Consider the following 16,810-nt stretch of genomic DNA (forward strand, 5'->3'; position numbering starts at 1 on the left):
CCCGAGTCAGCGGCCCGGCCCTCTCAGGTCACCGTCCGAGCGCCCGGCGGATCCGCGCCACGAGGCCGCCACCGCCGCCGCCCGCGGTCGGGAGCTCGCGGGCCAGCGCGTCGAGCTCGTCGCCGCCGAACCGGTCGTCGTGGCGGGCCTCGGTCAGCCAGTCCTCCCACTCCTGGGCGGTCAGGGTCCCCCGGGACTCGGGGCCCCACTGCTCGACCAGCGCCTCCCGGTCGCGGAACGGGATGTCCATCTCGCCGCCGCCCCAGTGGAGCGGCGAGAGCCAGAACTCGTACTCGGCGTCCTCGTTCCGGGGCGCCTCGTCGCCGCCCGGGAACGCGACGCGGTAGGGGTAGCCGTTGTAGAGGAACACGTCGTCGGAGGTGACGGTCTCGCCGTTCGGGAGTTCGAGCGTGCGGGTCATCCGGTCGGCTGGGCTACGCCTCGGGGCCTATTGAGGGTTCTGACGGGACGAGCGCCGGCTGCGAGCCGACACGTCCTCAGTGGCTGTCGCGCGCGCAGAGCGCGAGCTGCCAGTCCGCCGGGTCGGCGAGCGACCGCCCCGCCAGCGTCCAGTCGCCCCCGTCGCCTGCCGGTCGGGCGACCTGCACCGTCGGCGTGGCGACCCACGACAGCGGCGGCCGGCGGTCGCTGCGGAAGCCGTGGGCCGCCAGCAGCGACTCGGGCAGGCCGTCGCCCGCGGCGAGTACCACGTCGGCGTCGGCGTGCTCGTCGAGCACCGCGGGCAGCAGCGCCGCCAGCGCGCGGTCGCGCTCGGGGCTCCCCGCCGGTGGCACGACGTCGGCGAGCTGGACGACGCGCGTCCCGTCCGGCCGGGTCCGCGAGCCGACGACCAGGGCGGCGGCCGGGCCGTCGGCCGACGCCACGACCGTCTCGTACGTCCAGGTCGGGTTGTCGAACCGCCAGCGGTAGAACCGCTCGTCGCGGGCGACGTGGATCCGGCGCGGCGTCCCGGCGTCGGCCAGCGACGCGAGCAGTTCGGGCGGGACGCGGCCGTGCCACCGGACGGCGATCTCCTCGCCCGATTCGGCCTCGGCCTCCGCGGCCCCCGCGGTCCCCAGGGCCGCCGACAGCGGCGATGGCGACGACGCGAGGCGCTTCCGGGCCGCGAAGTACGACTCCGCCGCGCGGCGGCCGGCGGTCGCCGCCGCGTCGCCGAGCCGGTCCGGAACCGCGGCCGGGACGGCGTCGGACAGCCACGCCGCCGGGTTCTGGACCCGGTAGTGGGTCGACCGCTCGCCGACGACCGCCCACCCGAGCTTCCGGTTGCCGGGCAGCGAGTACCGGTTCGGGAAGTTGAAGTAGCAGTCGACCGCGTCGGCGTAGCGGTCGAGCGCGGTCTCGGTCATCCGGGTGAACAGCCCCCGGCGCCGGTGGTCGGGCGCGACCACGGTGTCGCACGGCTGGAAGGCGAGGTACTCCTCGCCCTCGACCCGGAGCGCGAGCGGGAGGAACGCCCGGGCCCCGACCACCTCGCCGCCGGTCTCGGCCACGAGTATCGGGACCCGGTCGACGTACGGGTTCGACCGGTACTTCCAGTCGAACCACGCCTCGCTGGCCCGGCCGCCGAGCACGCGCTCGAACAGCGCGCAGAACGCCTCGCGGTCGCCCGGTTCGTAGGGGCGCACCTCGTACTCCGGGCCCGCGTCGGGGTCGTCCGCGGTCGCTCGACTCACGCGACCACCTCCGGCGGTCCCGCCCGCGACTCGATCTCCATCCCGAATCCGTCCCCCGACCTTCCCCGGGCCGGCGGACGCTCCGCCCGGCCCTCGTGGCGCGCAGCCAGCATGGGTCCTCCCTCGGGGCTCGTCCCCCAAGACTACTCGGCGCCTAACCGACCCGGCGGCCCGTGGGGCCGGCGACCCTCCCGCCGATCCAGACGCCGTCGCTGAATTAGCCGGAGGCTGCGGCCTCGCTTAGCTGCCACCTAAGGGCGGTTCCGTCGCGAGCGCGATGCCCTGTACTGATTTCGACGGCTGTCGGGAGGACTCCGGGCACCACCAGTTTGGCCGGGATGCCGGGCCCTCGGGACGGAACTGACGGGAGAACAGTTGCGCAATCGGATACGCGCGGCCTACCGCGACCCGGACGACCCTTTTCGGTTCACACGTCCGCTCTTCCGAGTCGGAGAGGAGGGTCTGACTCGCGTCAGAGCAGGTCCCGGTCCCGGAAGTACAGCACGCCGGCGACCGGCGCGAGCGCCGTCCAGCCCAGCAGCACGACCGCGGCGAACGGGTGGCCGACCGCCGCGGACGCCAGCGGCTCGTACGGGGTCGTGATGAGCGGGTGGCTGCCCTCGACGTTCGCGAACAGCGTCGTGAGCTTCACGTAGGCGTTGATCGGGTTGAGCCGGCCGATCCAGAAGTACCACTCAGGCCGGGGGAACGGGTCCTCGACGCCCTGCATCAGCACGAACTGGAACGCCGGCCACCCCGCGCGCAGCACCGCGAACGCCGCGATGACCGCCGCCACCGCCCGGTTGGAGTTGTCGGCGTACGCCGAGGCGGTCAGCCCGATGCCGACGAACAGCAGCGCGTAGGGCACCGAGACGGCCGCGAGCCCGACGATCCCGAGGAACGAGCCGCCGTCGAAGGTGAGCGCGACGACGACGCCCGTCAGCGCCAGGCAGACCACCAGCGGGACGACCACGACCGCGGCCCGCGAGAGGTACTTGCCCAGGAACGCGTCGTCCCGGGAGTTGGGCAGGCCCAGCAGGAACCGGACGCTGCCGGTCTCGCGCTCGCCGACCAGCGCGGCGTAGCTCCCGACCAGCGCGACCAGCGGGAGCAGGAACGAGAGCGCGCTCCCGATGGTGACGACCGCGAACGACATCGACGGCCGGACCCCGCGGGCGGGCTCGGAGAGCGCGAGCGTCAGCGCCACGGCCAGCGCCGTGAACCCGACCAGCACGCCGGCGATCTGCTTGGGGCTGCCGAGCAAGACCAGCGCGAGTAACGCGGCGACGGTCAGCAGCGCGCCCACGCCGGCCAGCGCGGCCACGTCGGCCGCCAGCGCGAACAGCCCCACCGCGACCACCGTCGAGAGCGCGACGATGGCGGTCACCGCCGTCCCGGTCCGCGACCGGTAGACGCTCGTGAGGTCGCGCCGGCAGACGTCGCGGTAGCTCACGCCCGACCCTCCGTGTACTCCGAGAAGACGTCCGACAGCGACGCCTCCTCGACCGCGAAGTCCTCGAAGACGCCCGCGTCAGCCACCGCGTTGAGCGCGCGGAGCTTCGTCGCGCCGTCGCCGTCGCACGCCACCTCGATGCGGCCGTGCCGCGGCTCGACCTCCCGGACGCCGTCGAGCGCCCGGAGGTCCGCGAGCAGCGCGTCGGGGACGCGCGACACCCAGACCGACAGCGTCGTTCCGGCGCCCAGCTCGCGGCGGAGCTCCTCGACCCCGCCGACCGCCGTGAGCGACCCGTCGAGCAGGATGGCGATGCGGTCGGCCACGGCGTCGACCTGTTCGAGGATGTGGCTCGAGAAGAAGACGGTGGCGCCGCGCTCGGCCTCCGCGAGGACGACCTCCCGGAGCGTGCGGGCGCCGTTGGGGTCGAGCCCCGTGGAGGGTTCGTCGAGCACGAGCAGGTCTGGCTCGCCGACCAGCGCGACCGCCAGCGCCATCCGCTGGCGCATCCCCTTCGAGTAGCCGCCGGCCCGCCGGCCGGCCGCGTCTTCGAGGCCGACGCGGTGGAGGAGCGCGTCGGGGTCGTCGTCGGCGTCCTTGGTCTCGATGGCGTGCTCGACGTGCTCGCGGCCGGTGAGCCGGGGGTACGCGCCGTACCCTTCCAGCAGGAGCCCCGAGCGCCGCCGGATCGCGACCGAGTCGCGCCGCGAGTCGCGGCCGAACACCCGGACCGTCCCGCCGGTGGGTTTCGTGAAGTCGAGCATGGCGTTGATGGTCGTCGACTTGCCCGCGCCGTTCGGGCCGAGGAAGCCGAACACCTCGCCCTCCTCGACCGCGAACGAGAGGTCGTCGACGGCGGTCACGTCGCCGAAGCGCTTTGTGAGGCCGTCTAATTCGATGACTGACATGGGGACCGTACGTCGAACCCCAGACGCTCGGGAGATAAGTCTTGTCACCCAGGAATCGTGACTACTTCCGTGAATCTCCGGTGAGGGTTCGACGGGCGAATCAGGATGCTGTCCGTTCCGTGTCCGTCCCTGCCACGGTGCCTACACGACGACCGTCTCGTCGTGCTCCGGGGCGCTCGCCTCGTACCCCTTCTCCCGGAGCTCTCCGGCGAAGTCCGCGCACCGGTCGCCGTGGTTCACGAGGATCTGGTCGTCCTCGTACTCCCCGATGAACGCCAAGAGTCCCTCGCGGTCGGCGTGAGCCGAGAAATCGTACCACTCGACTTGGGCGCTGACTGGCATCACTCGGCCGTCGAGCTCCGCCCGGCCGGAGTCGAGGAGTTCGCGGCCCGGCGTCCCCTCGACCTGATAGCCCGTGAGCGCGACCTTGTTGGTCGGGTTCGACCGGACGGCGGGCACGTAGGTCATCGCCGGGCCGCCCGAGAGCATCCCGCTGGTCGTCACGATCACCGTGTTCTTCTCGGCGATGCGCCTCCGCTGGCCGTCCCGCCCGGTGACGAACCGAGCGTTCGACGTCGCGCGCTTCAGCGCGTCGGCGTCCCGGACGAACTCGGGGTGGCGCCGGAGCATCCGGGTCACCTCCTTTCCCATCCCGTCGACGTAGCAGTCGACGTCGTGGGCCTCGCAGACCAGCAGCATCTCCTGGGTCCGGCCGATGGCGAACGCCGGGACGACGACCGTCCCGCCCTCCCAGAGGGTGGTCCTGACGCTCTCGGCGAACGCCCGCTCGATGTCCTCGCGAGGCTCGTGCTCGACGTCCGAGTAGGTGCTCTCGCAGATCACCACGTCGGCGTCCGGCCGCGCGGTCGACCCCTCCACGAGGCGTTGATCATCCGTGTGGAAGTCGGCGGTGTAGAGCAGCCGCGTCTCGCCGTCGTCGACCAGCACGTGGGCGCTGCCGGGGATGTGGCCCGCGTTGTAGAACGTCACCTCGTGGCCCGCGGCCTCGAACGTCTCGCGGTAGCCGTGGGTCTCCGAGACCTGCGTGACCCGCCGGACCTCGGTCTCGGTGAACGGGCAGTCGTAGGTCCCGCCGTGGAGCTTGAGCGTGTCGCGGGCCAGGGTGAGCGCGAGTTCGCGGGTCGGCGGCGTCCAGTGGACGGGCGGCCGGCGGTCGCCCGACAGCAGCGACGGAATCGCCCCGACGTGGTCGAGGTGGCCGTGGCTGACGACCACCGCCTCGGGGTCGGGCGAATCGACCGGGAACTTCGGGGGGTTGCCGGTCAGCATCCCGTAGTCCAGCAGCAGGCGGTCGTTGACGAGGATGGCGCTCCGCCCGACCTCGCGGACGCCGCCCAGAAACCGGAGTTCCATTGGACTCCGGTAGCCGTCCCGGCGGTTTGGGTCCGTCGCTTTCGCGCGGCGGGCGCTACTCACCCGCTTGGGCCGCTGTCCGCCAGCGCGGCCTCGACCGCGTCGGCGGACGACTGTCGAAGCTCCCGCCCCTCACGACGGGTCGGCCTCGATCGCGGTGAGTATCCCGAGCGGCCCGGTCCGGGCCTCGGTGATCGTCAGTCCGGCGCGCTCGGCGACCGCCAGCGGCTCCTGGTTCCACCGGCAGCCGGCCTGCCGGTAGTGGGCGTCGGCCCGCCAGTCCTGGAAGCGCGCGATGGGCCCGACCGAGCTCCGGCCGTGCTCGACCAGCAGTATCCGGCCGTCGGGCCGGCAGACCCGCTCCATCTCCCGGAGCGCGGCGACCGGGTCCGGGAACGTGCAGGTCGAGAGCGCCGAGACGACGGTGTCGAAGCTGTCGTCGTCGAACGCCAAGTGCTGGGCGTCCATCCGCCGGAGCGTCCCGTCGCGCCCGAGGCGGTCGAGCCGGGCCTCGGCCTTCGCCAGCATCTCGGGACTGATGTCGACCCCGACCAGTTCGACCGTCCTCGGCAGGTACCGGAAGTTCGTCCCGGTGCCGCAGGCGACGTCGAGCACCCGGCCCGCGGCGTCGCCGAACTGCCGGCGGCGAGCGCGGCCGGTGAGCAGTCGGTCGAACCAGTCGAACCGCTCCATCCAGTCGGCGTACTCGGCATACGAGTCGCGGATCTCCGCGAGCGACATCGGTCTGTCGCCCGCGGGGTCCGAACCGGGCGGTCCGTCGAGGTCGTCGTCCGATCCGTCGGTCCGGTCGGGTCGTCGCGTCGAGTTCATCGTTCACCTCTCGACCTACTAACTGGTCTGCTCCACCATAACGGCAGCTATCGTGTGCTAATCGTTGTTCGTAGGAGTCGACGGACCAATTTCCGTCGACTACATCGCGCCGTCGTCGGTGCTCTGCATTCCGTCGCGCCCGCTCGGTGCCTCGCCGGCCGGGGACGTACACACAATTCGTTTCCAAGGTACACAAAAAAGTTAACCGGCACCCCGTCGAACTCCTCGTGAGCGTCGGTGCCATGCCACAGGAAATCTTCGACGACAGCGAGTACCAGCGGCGGATCGACCGGACGAAAGAGCGGCTGCGCGAGGAGGAGCTCGACGCGCTCGTGGTCGCCGACCCGGCGAACATGAACTACCTCACCGGCTACGACGGCTGGTCGTTCTACGTCCACCAGGCCGTGGTCGTCACGCCCGACCGCGACGAGCCGGTGTGGGTGGGTCGCCAGATGGACGCCAACGGGGCCCGGGCCACGACGTTCCTCGGCGAGGACAGCATCCGGGCGTACTCCGACGACCACGTCCACTCACCCTACGACCTCCACCCGATGGACTACCTCGCGGGCGTGCTGGAGGAGCTGGGCGTCGACGACGGCCGCATCGGGCTGGAGATGGACGCCTACTACTTCACCGCGAAGTCCTACACCCGGCTCCGGGAGAACCTCCCCGAGGCGACCTTCGAGGACCACACCCTGCTGGTCAACTGGGTCCGGGTGAAGAAGTCCGACCGGGAACTGGAGTACATGGAGCAGGCCGCCCGCATCTCCGAGAACGCGATGCGGGCGGGCCTCGACGCCATCGGCGAGGGCGTCCCCGAGTACGAGGCCGCCGAGGCCATCTACTCGGCGCTCATCGACGGGACCGACGAGTACGGCGGCGACTACCCCTCCATCGTCCCGCTGATGCCCTCGGGCGACCACACCGGGACGCCCCACCTCACGTGGACCGACCGCCCGTTCGAGGACGGCGACCCGGTCATCATCGAGCTGTCGGGCTGTCGGCACCGCTACCACTCGCCGCTGGCCCGCACCACCTTCGTGGGCGACCCGCCCGGTGAGATCCAGGAGACCGCCGACATCGTGGTCGAGGGGCTGGAGGCCGCGCTCGACGCGGCCGAACCGGGCGTCACGGCCGAAGAGGTCGAGCGGGCGTGGCGCGAGACCATCGCGAAGTACGACGTCGAGAAGGAGGACCGCATCGGCTACTCGATGGGGCTGGGCTACCCGCCGGACTGGGGCGAGCACACCGCCAGCCTCCGGCCCGGCGACGAGACGGTGCTCGAGGAGAACATGACCTTCCACATGATCCCGGGGCTGTGGTTCGACGACTTCGGCGTCGAGCTGAGCGAGACGTTCAAGGTCACCTCCTCGGGCGCCGAGACCCTGGCGGAGTTCCCGCGCGAACTGTTCACGGCGTAGGAAACACTAGGTAGAGACCGTCGGGGCCGCCCGAACCCTCGACTTCTTCAGTCCTCTCCCGGCGCGAGCACCTGGTTCTCCAGCTCCTCGCCCGATTCTAGCCGCCGGACGTTCTCGGCGACGATGTCGGCCAGCCGCTCCCAGTGCTTCGGCGTGTGGCCGCCGGTGTGGGGCGTGATGAGGCAGTTCTCGAGGTTCCAGAGCGGGTGGTCCTCGGGCAGGGGCTCGGGGTCGGTCACGTCGAGCGCCGCGCCCCGGATCTTGTTCGAGCGCAGGGCCGCCACCAGCGCGTCGGTGTCCACGATGGGGCCGCGGGCGGTGTTGACCACCACGGCCTCGGGCGGCAGCGTCTTGAACTCCTCCTCGCCGACCAGCCCGCGGGTCGCGTCGGTCAGCGGGCAGGCGACGATGACGTACTGGCTCCGGGCGAACGCCTCGTGGATGGCGTCCTCGTCGAAGCCGACCACCTCGTCGGTCGGCCCGCCCTTCTCGGGGGTGTAGCGCACCCCGATGGTCTCGACCTCGAACCCCCGGAGGCGCTGGACCACGGCCTGCCCGATGGAGCCGAGTCCGACCACCGTGACGGTGCTGCCGGTCAGCTCGCCCGACTGGAAGTGGCGCCACTCGCGGTTCCGCTTGCGGCGCCACCCCTCGTGGAGCCGCCGGGCGAACGCCAGCACGTTCCCGATGGCCTGCTCGGCGATGCCGGGCGCGTGGATGCCCCCGGCGTTGGTCACGGCCACGCCGCGCTCGGCGAGGGCGTCCATCGGCACGTGGTCGGTGCCGGCGAACGTGCACGCGAACAGCTCCAGGCGCTCGGCCTCGTCGAGCAGCTCCTCCTCGACCGTGATGCCGGTGACGACCCGGGCGTCGGCGACGAGGTCGCGCTCCTCGGCCGGGGTCCGGGCGTGCGCGACCCGGCGGTCCGGCAGCCGGTCGCGCAGCTCCTCGGCGTACGATGCCATCGACAGCCCTTCCGTCCCCTCGCGGCGGACGACGACGTCTGGTCGGTCGCTCATGGTGTTGGTCCCGCGTCCCGGTGCCGCCGGACCGTCCGCCGCGCGGTCGGCGGACGCCCTCGGCCCGGAGACGCGGAGTCGTCCGACTCGTCGCCGCCGCCCGACTTAATCCTTTTCGTAGTCGCTATTAACGGAAAGCGTTTACAACTAAGTGGCTGGCGCGTGTCAGGGCCACGCATGGCACGACCGGTGCGCGACCGACTTGCCGAGACCCGACGCGAGTTCCACCGCTACCCCGAGCCCGCGTGGCGCGAGTTCCACACGACTCACCGACTCGTCGAGGAGCTCGAACGAATCGGAGTGGACGAGCTGGCGGTCGGCCCCGAGGCGTACGACCCCGACGATCGGATGGCGGTCCCCGAGGACGACGAGCTCGACGAGTGGCTCGACCGCGCCCGCGACCGGGGCGCCGACCCCGACCTGCTCGAGAAGATGGCCGGCGGGAACACCGGGGTCGTGGCCGTCATCGACCGCAGTGACGGTGGGGGCGACGCCGACGACCCCGCTACTGCCCCCGCGATCGGCCTCCGCGTGGACATCGACGGCCTGTTCGTCGAGGAGGCGACCGGCGACGACCACGTCCCGGCGGCCGAGGGGTTCCGTTCGGAGACCGGCGAGACGATGCACGCCTGCGGCCACGACGCCCACATGACGTGGGGGCTGGCGACCATCGAGGCGGTCAAGGACAGCGACTTCGCGGGCCGGCTGGTCGTCTTCTTCCAGCCCGCCGAGGAGGTGTCCGGCGGCGGCCACCCCATGGCCGAGAGCCGGTTCGCCGACGACCTCGACTACCTGTTCGCGGTCCACGTCGGCCTCGACCACCCGACCGGCGAGGTGGTCGCGGGCATCGAGCGCCCGCTGGCGATGTGCCACGTCGACGCCACCATCCGGGGCACCTCGGCCCACGCCGGCAAGGCCCCGCAAGACGGCGACAACGCGATGCAGGCGCTCGGGACCGCCATCCAGAACGCCTACGGAATTGCGCGCCACGAGGACGGGATGACCCGGGTCAACGTCGGGAAGGCCGAGGCCGGCACGTCGAGCAACGTCATCGCCGAGCGGGCCGACGTGGCCGCGGAGGCCCGCGGGGAGACCACCGCGCTGATGGAGTACGCCAAGGGCCGGCTCCGGCGGGTGTTCGAGCAGTCGGCCGAGATGCACGGCTGCGACCTGGAGTTCGACGTCGTCAGCGAGTCGCCCCGCGCCGACAGCGATCCCGAACTCGTCGACGTGGTCGCCGCCGTCGCGGAGCGGGTCGAGGGCGTCGAGACGGTGGTCCCCACCGCGGACTTCGGCGCGAGCGAGGACGCCACCTTCCTGATGGAGCGCGTCCAGGAGGAGGGCGGCCTGGCCTCCTATCTCATCGTCGGGACCGACCACCCGACCAGCCACCACACGCCGCGGTTCGACGTCGACGAGCGCAGCCTCGACCACGGGGTCGCGGTGCTGACCGACTCGATACTCGCGGTCGCCGCCGACGGACCGGCGCGGACTCGCGACTGACCGGACCATGACCTCCGGAACTGCCGAGATTCCGAGCGCCGACGAGGTGGTCACGGTCGCGGACGTCGCGGCCGCCCGGGAGCGACTGGCCGACGTCGTCCACCGGACGCCGCTCGACCGCTCGACCACGTTCGCCGAGCGGAGCGGGGCCGCCTCCGTCGGGCTCAAGCTGGAGAACGTCCAGCGCACGGGGTCGTTCAAGCTCCGCGGCGCGTACAACAGGATGGCCAAGCTGTCTCCCGCCGAGCGCGACCGGGGCGTCGTCACCGCGAGCGCCGGCAACCACGCCCAGGGCGTCGCGCTCGCCGGACGGCTCCTGGACGTCGAGACGACCGTCGTGGTGCCCGAGGTGACGCCCGCCGCCAAGATCGAGGCGACCCGCGGGTACGGCGCCGAGGTCCTGGTCGAGGGCGACATCTACGAGGACTCGTACCGGCGCGCGCTCGAGCTCGCCGACGAGGCGGGGCCGACCTTCGTCCACCCGTTCGACGACGCCGACGTCATCGCCGGCCAGGGCACCGTCGGCCTCGAACTGGTCGAGCAGTACCCCGAGGTGGACACCGCGGTCGTCGCCGTCGGCGGCGGTGGGCTCGTCGCGGGCATCGCGACGGTCCTGAAGGACCGCGACCCGGACGTCCGCGTCGTCGGCGTCCAGCCCGAGGGCGCGGCCCACGCGAAGCCGTCGCTCGACGCCGGCGAGATCCGCGATCTCCCGGGCGTCGACACCGTCGCGGAGGGCATCGCCGACACCCGGATGCTCCCGAAGACGTTCGGCGTCGCCCGCGAGCGCGTGGACGATGTCGTCTCGGTCAGCGACCGCGAGGCGAGCGCGGCGGTCGCGCTGCTCGCCGAGCGCGCCAAGACGGTGGCCGAGGCGGCCGGCGCGGTCCCGCTCGCCGCGATCCTCTCGGACGACCTCGACGTGACGGACGAACACGTCGCCCTCGTCGTCTCGGGCGGGAACGTCGACCTCGCCGACCACGCCGACCTGGTCCGGACCGGCCTCTCGGCGCTGGGTCGGCGCGTCGAGGCCAGGCTCGCGGTCGCCGACTGGCCGGCCGGCCTCGACGCGGTCGCGGCGACCGTCGCGGACCGGGGCGCCGACCTGGCCGGACTGGAGCGGGCGCGACCGACCGCGGCCGACGACCCGAACCGCACCCCCGTCACCGTCGAGGTGACGGGAACCGGGCCGGACCACCTCCGCGAGGTGCTGACCGCGCTCGATAGCCGTGACGGCGTGGCGGTCGCGGACGACGACCTGTGAGCGACGACTTGTCGGAGTAGCGTCGTCCGGCGCGACAGAACGGAGCGGTGGGTGACTACGCGACCGACGCCGGCTTCCCGGCCGCCTCGACCGCCTCGTTGAAGATGCCGACGCCGAGTTCGATCTCGCGCTCGGTGACGTCGAGCGGCGGGAGCAGCCGGATCGTCTTCGCGCCGCAGCCCAGGGTGAGCAGCCCGCGCTTCAGCGCCTGCTCGACCACCGCGTCGCGGCGCTCGCCGGTGTCGAACTCCACGGCCAGCATCAGCCCCTTGCCCCGGACGTCGACCACGGCGTCGGCCGCGGCGTCCCGGAGCAGTTCCTTCGCCTGCCGGCCGCGCTCGGTGGCGTTGGCCAGCAGGTCGTGCTCCTCGATGGCCTCCAGCGTGAAGGCGCCCATCATCGACCCGAGGAGGTCGCCGCCGCCGAACGTCGAGCCCAGCCGGTTGGCCTCCGAGGGGAAGACGTCCGACCGCGAGACGGTCGCGCCGACCCGGAGCGCCTTCGCGCTGGCGATGACGTCGGGCTCGAAGTCGTAGTGGTCGCTGGCCCACATCTCGCCGGTCCGGCCCACGCCCGACTGGATCTCGTCGACGACCAGCGGGATGTCGTACTCCTCGCAGACCGCGCCGACCTCGGCCGCGAACGCCTCGTTCGGGAAGCGGTAGCCGCCCACGCCCTGGATCGGCTCCAGCACCAGGAAGCCGATCTCGTCGGGGTTGAGGTGGCCGCCCTCGGGCTGGAGCGCGTCGCGGAGCTGCGAGCCCCGGCCCGTGAAGAACCCGCAGTCGCAGGGCCCGTCGGCGGGGTCGTGGTCGCGGTCGTCGCAGAACGGCACGGTCCGGACGCCGGCGACCTCCGGGTAGTGGCGGGTGTACACCTCGTTCGACCGCGTGACCGAGAGCGCGCCCAGCGTCCGGCCGTGGAAGCTCCCGTCGAACGCGAACCCGTACTTGGCGGTCGGGTTCCGGTCGTAGGTCACCTTCATGGCGTTCTCGACCGCCTCGGCCCCGGAGTTCGAGAGGAACACCGTGTCCATCCCGTAGCGGCTCGACACCTCGGTCAGCTTCTCCATCAGGTGGCTCGACCCGGGGAACTCGCTCGACTCGGGGTCCGGGCCGGCCCCGTAGTAGACGTCCTGGCCCGCGATCTTCATCGGCTCGCGCAGGTCGAACTCCCGGAGCTTCCCCAGCACCTTCTCGTTGTCGTAGCCGAGCGGCGCGGCCCCGATGTGGCAGGTGAAGTCCAGCAGGACGTTCCCGTCGACGTCGGTGACGAACGGGCCGTCGGCCTCGGCCGAGAGGTCCCAGACGAAGTCGTGGGAGTGCTCGCTCGGCGCGGCGTGCTCGCGGTGGAACGCAAGCCACTGCTCGGCGTTGGGGCCGGGAAGCGCGTCGGCGTCGGGCTCCGCGGTGTCCCTATCCATACACAGAAAATGTATGCACCGTCAATTAAAACTTGTTATGGGGCGGGCGGTCGACCGCCGAGGTCGGCCGCGCGGACGACGAATCTCGCCGGGGCTCGGCCGGGGCGTCCTGCCGGCGTCTCGTCGCGACCTCCCGCCTCAGTCGTCGTCGGTCGCCGGTTGCTTGGGCGAGGCCGCCGTCTCGTCGGGGTCGGTCGACCCGACCAGCGTCGTCTCGTCCTGCAACAGCACCCGCCCGTAGTCCGAACTGAACTCCCGGATGAGCCCGAGCATCGCGAACAGGCAGACGAACGCGAACGGCGCGCCCGTGATGATGGCGGCCGACTGGAGCGCGCTGACCCCGCCGAGCGTCATCAGGATCGCGGCGGTCATCCCGAGCACCACGCCCCAGAACACCCGGTTGATGGTCGAGGGCCGGGCCTTCCCGCCGGTGGTCATCATCGACACCGCGAGCGTCGAGGAGTCGGCCGACGTGATGAAGAACGTGGTCACCAGGAGCATGAACGCGATCATCAGCACCGACCCGAACGGGAACGCGTCGAACAGCGCGAAGCCGGCGACCGACGCCCCGTGCTCGCCGACCGGGCCGAGGATCTCGGCGACGCCGTTGTGCTGGGCCCAGACCGCCGACCCGCCGACGACGGTGAACCACGGGATGGTGGCCGCCGAGGTCGCGACGATGCCGGTGAACGCGACCTCCCGGACGGTCCGGCCCTTCGAGATGCGGGCGATGAACAGCCCCGCGAACGGCGACCACGACAGCGCCCACGCCCAGTAGAACACCGTCCAGCTGTTCATCCACTCGGTGGCGGACGGGTTGCCCGCGCCGGTGAACAGGCTCATCGAGACGAAGTCGGTGATCATCCCGCCGACCGCCTGGGTCCCCAGCAGCATCAGGAACACCGACGGGCCGACCACGAACGTCACCAGCATGAGGGCGACGAACATGATCATGTTGAAGTTCGAGAGCCGGCGGATGCCCCGGTTGACGCCCAGCACCATCGACACCGTGAACAGCAGGGTCATCGCCGTCACGACGAGGATGATGCCGGTGTCCCCGAGGTTGATGCCCCACTGGTAGTCGAGGCCGGTGATGAACTGGCTCCCGATGAATCCCAGCGAGGTCGCCACGCCGCCGATGGTCGCGAAGACGGCAACGACGTCGACGACCTTCGCGGCGACGCCGTCGAGGTTGTCCCGGCCCAGGATCGGCGCGAGCGCCGAGGAGACCCGGAGCGGGACGTCGTCGTAGTTGTACGCGAAGTAGCCGATGGCGATCCCCATGATGGTGAACACCGCGAGCTGGGGGAGCGCCCAGTGGAACAGCGTCTGCTGGACCGCGATGGTCATCGCCTCGGCCGACCGGGCCGAGACGTCGAACAGCGGCGACGGGTTGTCGTAGTAGTACAGCGCCTCGGTCGGCCCCCAGAAGACGACGCCGGCCGCGAACCCGGCCGAGTACAGCATCGCGAAGAACGACAGGAAGCTGTACTCCGGCGACTCGTCGCCCAGCTTCAAGCTGCCCCACGGGCCGACGATGAGGTACAGCAGGAAGACGACGACAAGGAAGACGATGACCAGCAGCGCCCAGTTGAGGTACTGGTTCATCACCGAGTTGCCGACGCTGATGCCCTCCTGGACCAGTCCCGGGCTGATGAAGTACAGCGCGATGATGCCGACCGTCAGCCCCGCGCCGAACAGGAAGACGACGGGGTCGAGCTCCTCGCGGAACCGGTCCACGGCGCCGAGGTCGTCGGACTGGCTCACGCGCCACCACCTCGCCGCCGCAGGTCACCCTCCTGTCGCCTCGCGGCGCCGTCGTCGGAACGCCGCGCGGACGGACCGTCGGGACGCTCCGTCGTTCGTAATCGAGTCCCCGCACGCGGATTCTGGCCGTGGTTACTGCGTTTCATGGAATGGTCACACTCGTGCCCTGTTGCGCGGTGCCGTACACCACGGCTGTCGTTAATTATCGTGATAAACGTTACGATTACTGGGGTCGACGGATACAGAATACGTTTACAATCTCGAACTGAATACGCTATCTGTTGACAACTGAAACGGTAATTCGGTAACGGTGACGGAGGGAACGAGTCCGGCGGCCGGGCGAGCGACCGGCCGGTCGAACCGGCTCGCCGACCCCGTCCCGGTGCGACGTCCGAACAACTGTAAACGCTAACTGTGAACGAGCGGTGGCCGTGACCCGAGGGATTCGCCGCGTCGTCGGCGCTTCCGCCTCTCTGCTGCGGAGGCCGACTCCGCTACGCTGGCGATCGACGGTCTACCGTAATCCTTAATCCGAAACGTATACGAATTCCGTGTATGGGAGAGCACTCCGACGAGCCCGACGCCGAGGAGAGCCTGGCCTACTCGGCCGACCGCGGCCGGGGCATCCTCACGCCCAGCGACCGGGAGTTCCTGCTCGGTCGGAAGACCGACTACACCGAGCACTCCAAGAAGCAGAAGCGCAACCGCATCCGCCGGCGCGTCCGCAACGCCATCCTGGACTTCACCATCCTGTTCGAGCACCTCGAGGACCGCGACCGCGAGACGGTGTTCGACCCCGACGCCGACGCCCGCGACGCCTACACCCGGGGCATCACCGACATGCTGGCGTTCCTCCACCTCGGGACGATGGGCTACTACACCCCGTTCAAGCACATGCTCGCCCAGGGCGTCAACAAGGCCGAGCAGGAGCTTGCGGGGTCGGACTACCGGATGGTGACCGTCGACTTCAACGTCGACCCGGTGGGCCAGATCGACGTCGACGAGGTCATCGACAAGCTGGAGTTCGGCGACTTCGAGGAGATCACCGACGAGGAGCTGCGGGCGTTCGCCCGGCTGCTCTCGGAGTCCGACGACTTCTCGGCCACCTCGCTGCGCTCGGACATGAAGGAGCAGATGTCCGAGTACATCGAGGAGGTGTACGCCGCGGCCGAGCAGCGCGACCAGCGCGTCGAGGAGCTCAACGACTGACCCTCCGATAGCCGAGCGCGACCACGGAACGACCGGGCGGCAGACCGTCCGCCCGACGCTTCCGGCTCCGCCAGCCGCCGGACGCGACGGGCTGGCCCGCCTACCCGCTCTCGTAGCCGCCGTCGACGACCAGCCCGTGGCCGGTCACCCACGACGCGTGGTCGGACAGCAGGAAGGCGACGCAGTCCGCGACCTCCTCGGGCTCGCCCAGCCGCTTGAGCGGGTACTGCTCTTCCATCCGCTCGCGGGCTCGCTCGGGGTCGTCCCGGCCCGCGAAGTACCGGTCGGTCAGCGGCGTGTCCACGAACCCGGGACAGACCGCGTTCACCCGGACGCCGCGGGGCCCGGCCTCCTGGGCGGCCGCGCGGGTGAAGTTCAGCACCGCGCCCTTCGTCAGCGAGTACACCGACTGGCGGGGCAGCCCGAGCTTGCCCGCGATCGAGGACATGTTGACGATGGAGCCGTGACCCTGCTCCTTCAGCAGCGGGAGCGCGGCGTGACAGCAGTTCCACACGCCGTTGACGTTGACGTCCATCACGAAGTCCCGGACGCCCTCGTCGACGTCCTCGATGAACTCGCCCGGGTGGCCCACGCCGGCGTTGTTGAACAGCCCGTCCAGCCCGTACTCCTCGTGGGCGGCCTCGATGACGCTCGCGACCTGGTCGGGCTCGGTCACGTCGAGTTCGTGGGCCTCCGCGTCGCCGTCCGCTTCGCGGATGGTCTCCGCGACGTCCTCGGCGCCGGGCGCGTCGACGTCCGTCGCGATCACCCGCGCGCCGTACTCGCCGCAGCGTTTCGCGGTCGCCTCGCCGATGCCGGAGGCGGCGCCCGTGACGAGCACCGTCTTGCCGTCGAGTCGCATACCTCGCCTACGGACCCCCGTCCCATAACTCTGGGACCCGCCGGGGCCCGCCCGAGGCCCTCACACCCCCGCCGACGCGAGC

At 71.2% G+C, this 16,810-nt stretch carries 14 protein-coding genes; 4 read left to right on the forward strand and 10 right to left on the reverse strand.

Going from position 1 to position 16,810, the window contains the following annotated elements:
• Positions 1-28 precede the first annotated feature (28 nt).
• From ACQUQF_RS19565 to ACQUQF_RS19590, 6 genes are all read right to left on the reverse strand, one after another.
• Positions 29-421, reverse strand: coding sequence for a hypothetical protein (locus ACQUQF_RS19565; RefSeq protein WP_435180820.1), 393 nt, complete (start codon positions 419-421; stop codon positions 29-31).
• A 76-nt stretch (positions 422-497) separates the two neighbouring features.
• A complete protein-coding gene (locus ACQUQF_RS19570) occupies positions 498-1,694 on the reverse strand; it encodes a GNAT family N-acetyltransferase (protein ID WP_435180821.1) in 1,197 nt (398 codons plus the stop codon).
• 472 nt (positions 1,695-2,166) lie between these two features.
• Complete coding sequence (locus ACQUQF_RS19575; RefSeq protein ID WP_435180822.1) at positions 2,167-3,147, reverse strand: ABC transporter permease subunit; 981 nt, start codon at positions 3,145-3,147, stop codon at positions 2,167-2,169.
• Positions 3,144-4,055, reverse strand: a complete 912-nt coding sequence (locus ACQUQF_RS19580; protein ID WP_435180823.1) for an ATP-binding cassette domain-containing protein — start codon at positions 4,053-4,055, stop codon at positions 3,144-3,146. The genes ACQUQF_RS19575 and ACQUQF_RS19580 overlap by 4 nt, the downstream gene beginning before the upstream one ends.
• Positions 4,056-4,196: 141 nt before the next feature.
• Positions 4,197-5,429, reverse strand: a complete 1,233-nt coding sequence (locus ACQUQF_RS19585) for an MBL fold metallo-hydrolase (RefSeq protein ID WP_435180824.1) — start codon at positions 5,427-5,429, stop codon at positions 4,197-4,199.
• 132 nt (positions 5,430-5,561) lie between these two features.
• Positions 5,562-6,260: a class I SAM-dependent methyltransferase gene (locus tag ACQUQF_RS19590; RefSeq protein WP_435180825.1), complete on the reverse strand. Its 699-nt coding sequence runs from the start codon at positions 6,258-6,260 to the stop codon at positions 5,562-5,564.
• Between the two features lie 242 nt (positions 6,261-6,502).
• On the opposite strand from ACQUQF_RS19590, the gene ACQUQF_RS19595 reads away from it, so the two are divergent.
• Positions 6,503-7,681 carry a M24 family metallopeptidase gene (locus ACQUQF_RS19595; RefSeq protein ID WP_435180826.1) on the forward strand — a complete coding sequence of 393 codons (1,179 nt, stop codon included), beginning with the start codon at positions 6,503-6,505 and terminating at the stop codon, positions 7,679-7,681.
• A 47-nt stretch (positions 7,682-7,728) separates the two neighbouring features.
• Here the strand turns inward: ACQUQF_RS19595 and ACQUQF_RS19600 are convergent, their stop codons facing one another.
• The gene (locus tag ACQUQF_RS19600; RefSeq protein ID WP_435180827.1) at positions 7,729-8,700 is read right to left on the reverse strand and encodes a D-2-hydroxyacid dehydrogenase; all 972 of its coding nucleotides are present in this window, start codon (positions 8,698-8,700) and stop codon (positions 7,729-7,731) included.
• A 177-nt stretch (positions 8,701-8,877) separates the two neighbouring features.
• On the opposite strand from ACQUQF_RS19600, the gene ACQUQF_RS19605 reads away from it, so the two are divergent.
• Positions 8,878-10,203, forward strand: coding sequence for an amidohydrolase (locus ACQUQF_RS19605; protein WP_435180828.1), 1,326 nt, complete (start codon positions 8,878-8,880; stop codon positions 10,201-10,203).
• 7 nt (positions 10,204-10,210) lie between these two features.
• The gene (gene ilvA, locus ACQUQF_RS19610) at positions 10,211-11,467 is read left to right on the forward strand and encodes a threonine ammonia-lyase (RefSeq protein ID WP_435180829.1); all 1,257 of its coding nucleotides are present in this window, start codon (positions 10,211-10,213) and stop codon (positions 11,465-11,467) included.
• A gap of 55 nt (positions 11,468-11,522) precedes the next feature.
• Here the strand turns inward: ilvA and ACQUQF_RS19615 are convergent, their stop codons facing one another.
• Positions 11,523-12,890 carry an aminotransferase class III-fold pyridoxal phosphate-dependent enzyme gene (locus tag ACQUQF_RS19615; RefSeq protein ID WP_435180830.1) on the reverse strand — a complete coding sequence of 456 codons (1,368 nt, stop codon included), beginning with the start codon at positions 12,888-12,890 and terminating at the stop codon, positions 11,523-11,525.
• A gap of 138 nt (positions 12,891-13,028) precedes the next feature.
• Entirely contained in the window at positions 13,029-14,657 is a 1,629-nt protein-coding gene (locus ACQUQF_RS19620) for a BCCT family transporter (protein WP_435180831.1), read from the reverse strand.
• Between the two features lie 555 nt (positions 14,658-15,212).
• Between ACQUQF_RS19620 and ACQUQF_RS19625 the strand changes: the two genes are divergently transcribed.
• On the forward strand, positions 15,213-15,866 hold the full coding sequence (locus tag ACQUQF_RS19625; RefSeq protein WP_435180832.1) for a hypothetical protein: 654 nt from the start codon (positions 15,213-15,215) through the stop codon (positions 15,864-15,866).
• 100 nt (positions 15,867-15,966) lie between these two features.
• Here the strand turns inward: ACQUQF_RS19625 and ACQUQF_RS19630 are convergent, their stop codons facing one another.
• A complete protein-coding gene (locus ACQUQF_RS19630; protein WP_435180833.1) occupies positions 15,967-16,728 on the reverse strand; it encodes an SDR family NAD(P)-dependent oxidoreductase in 762 nt (253 codons plus the stop codon).
• Positions 16,729-16,810: the final 82 nt, after the last annotated feature.

This window comes from Halorussus sp. AFM4 (assembly GCF_051194995.1).
Lineage (GTDB): Archaea > Halobacteriota > Halobacteria > Halobacteriales > Haladaptataceae > Halorussus.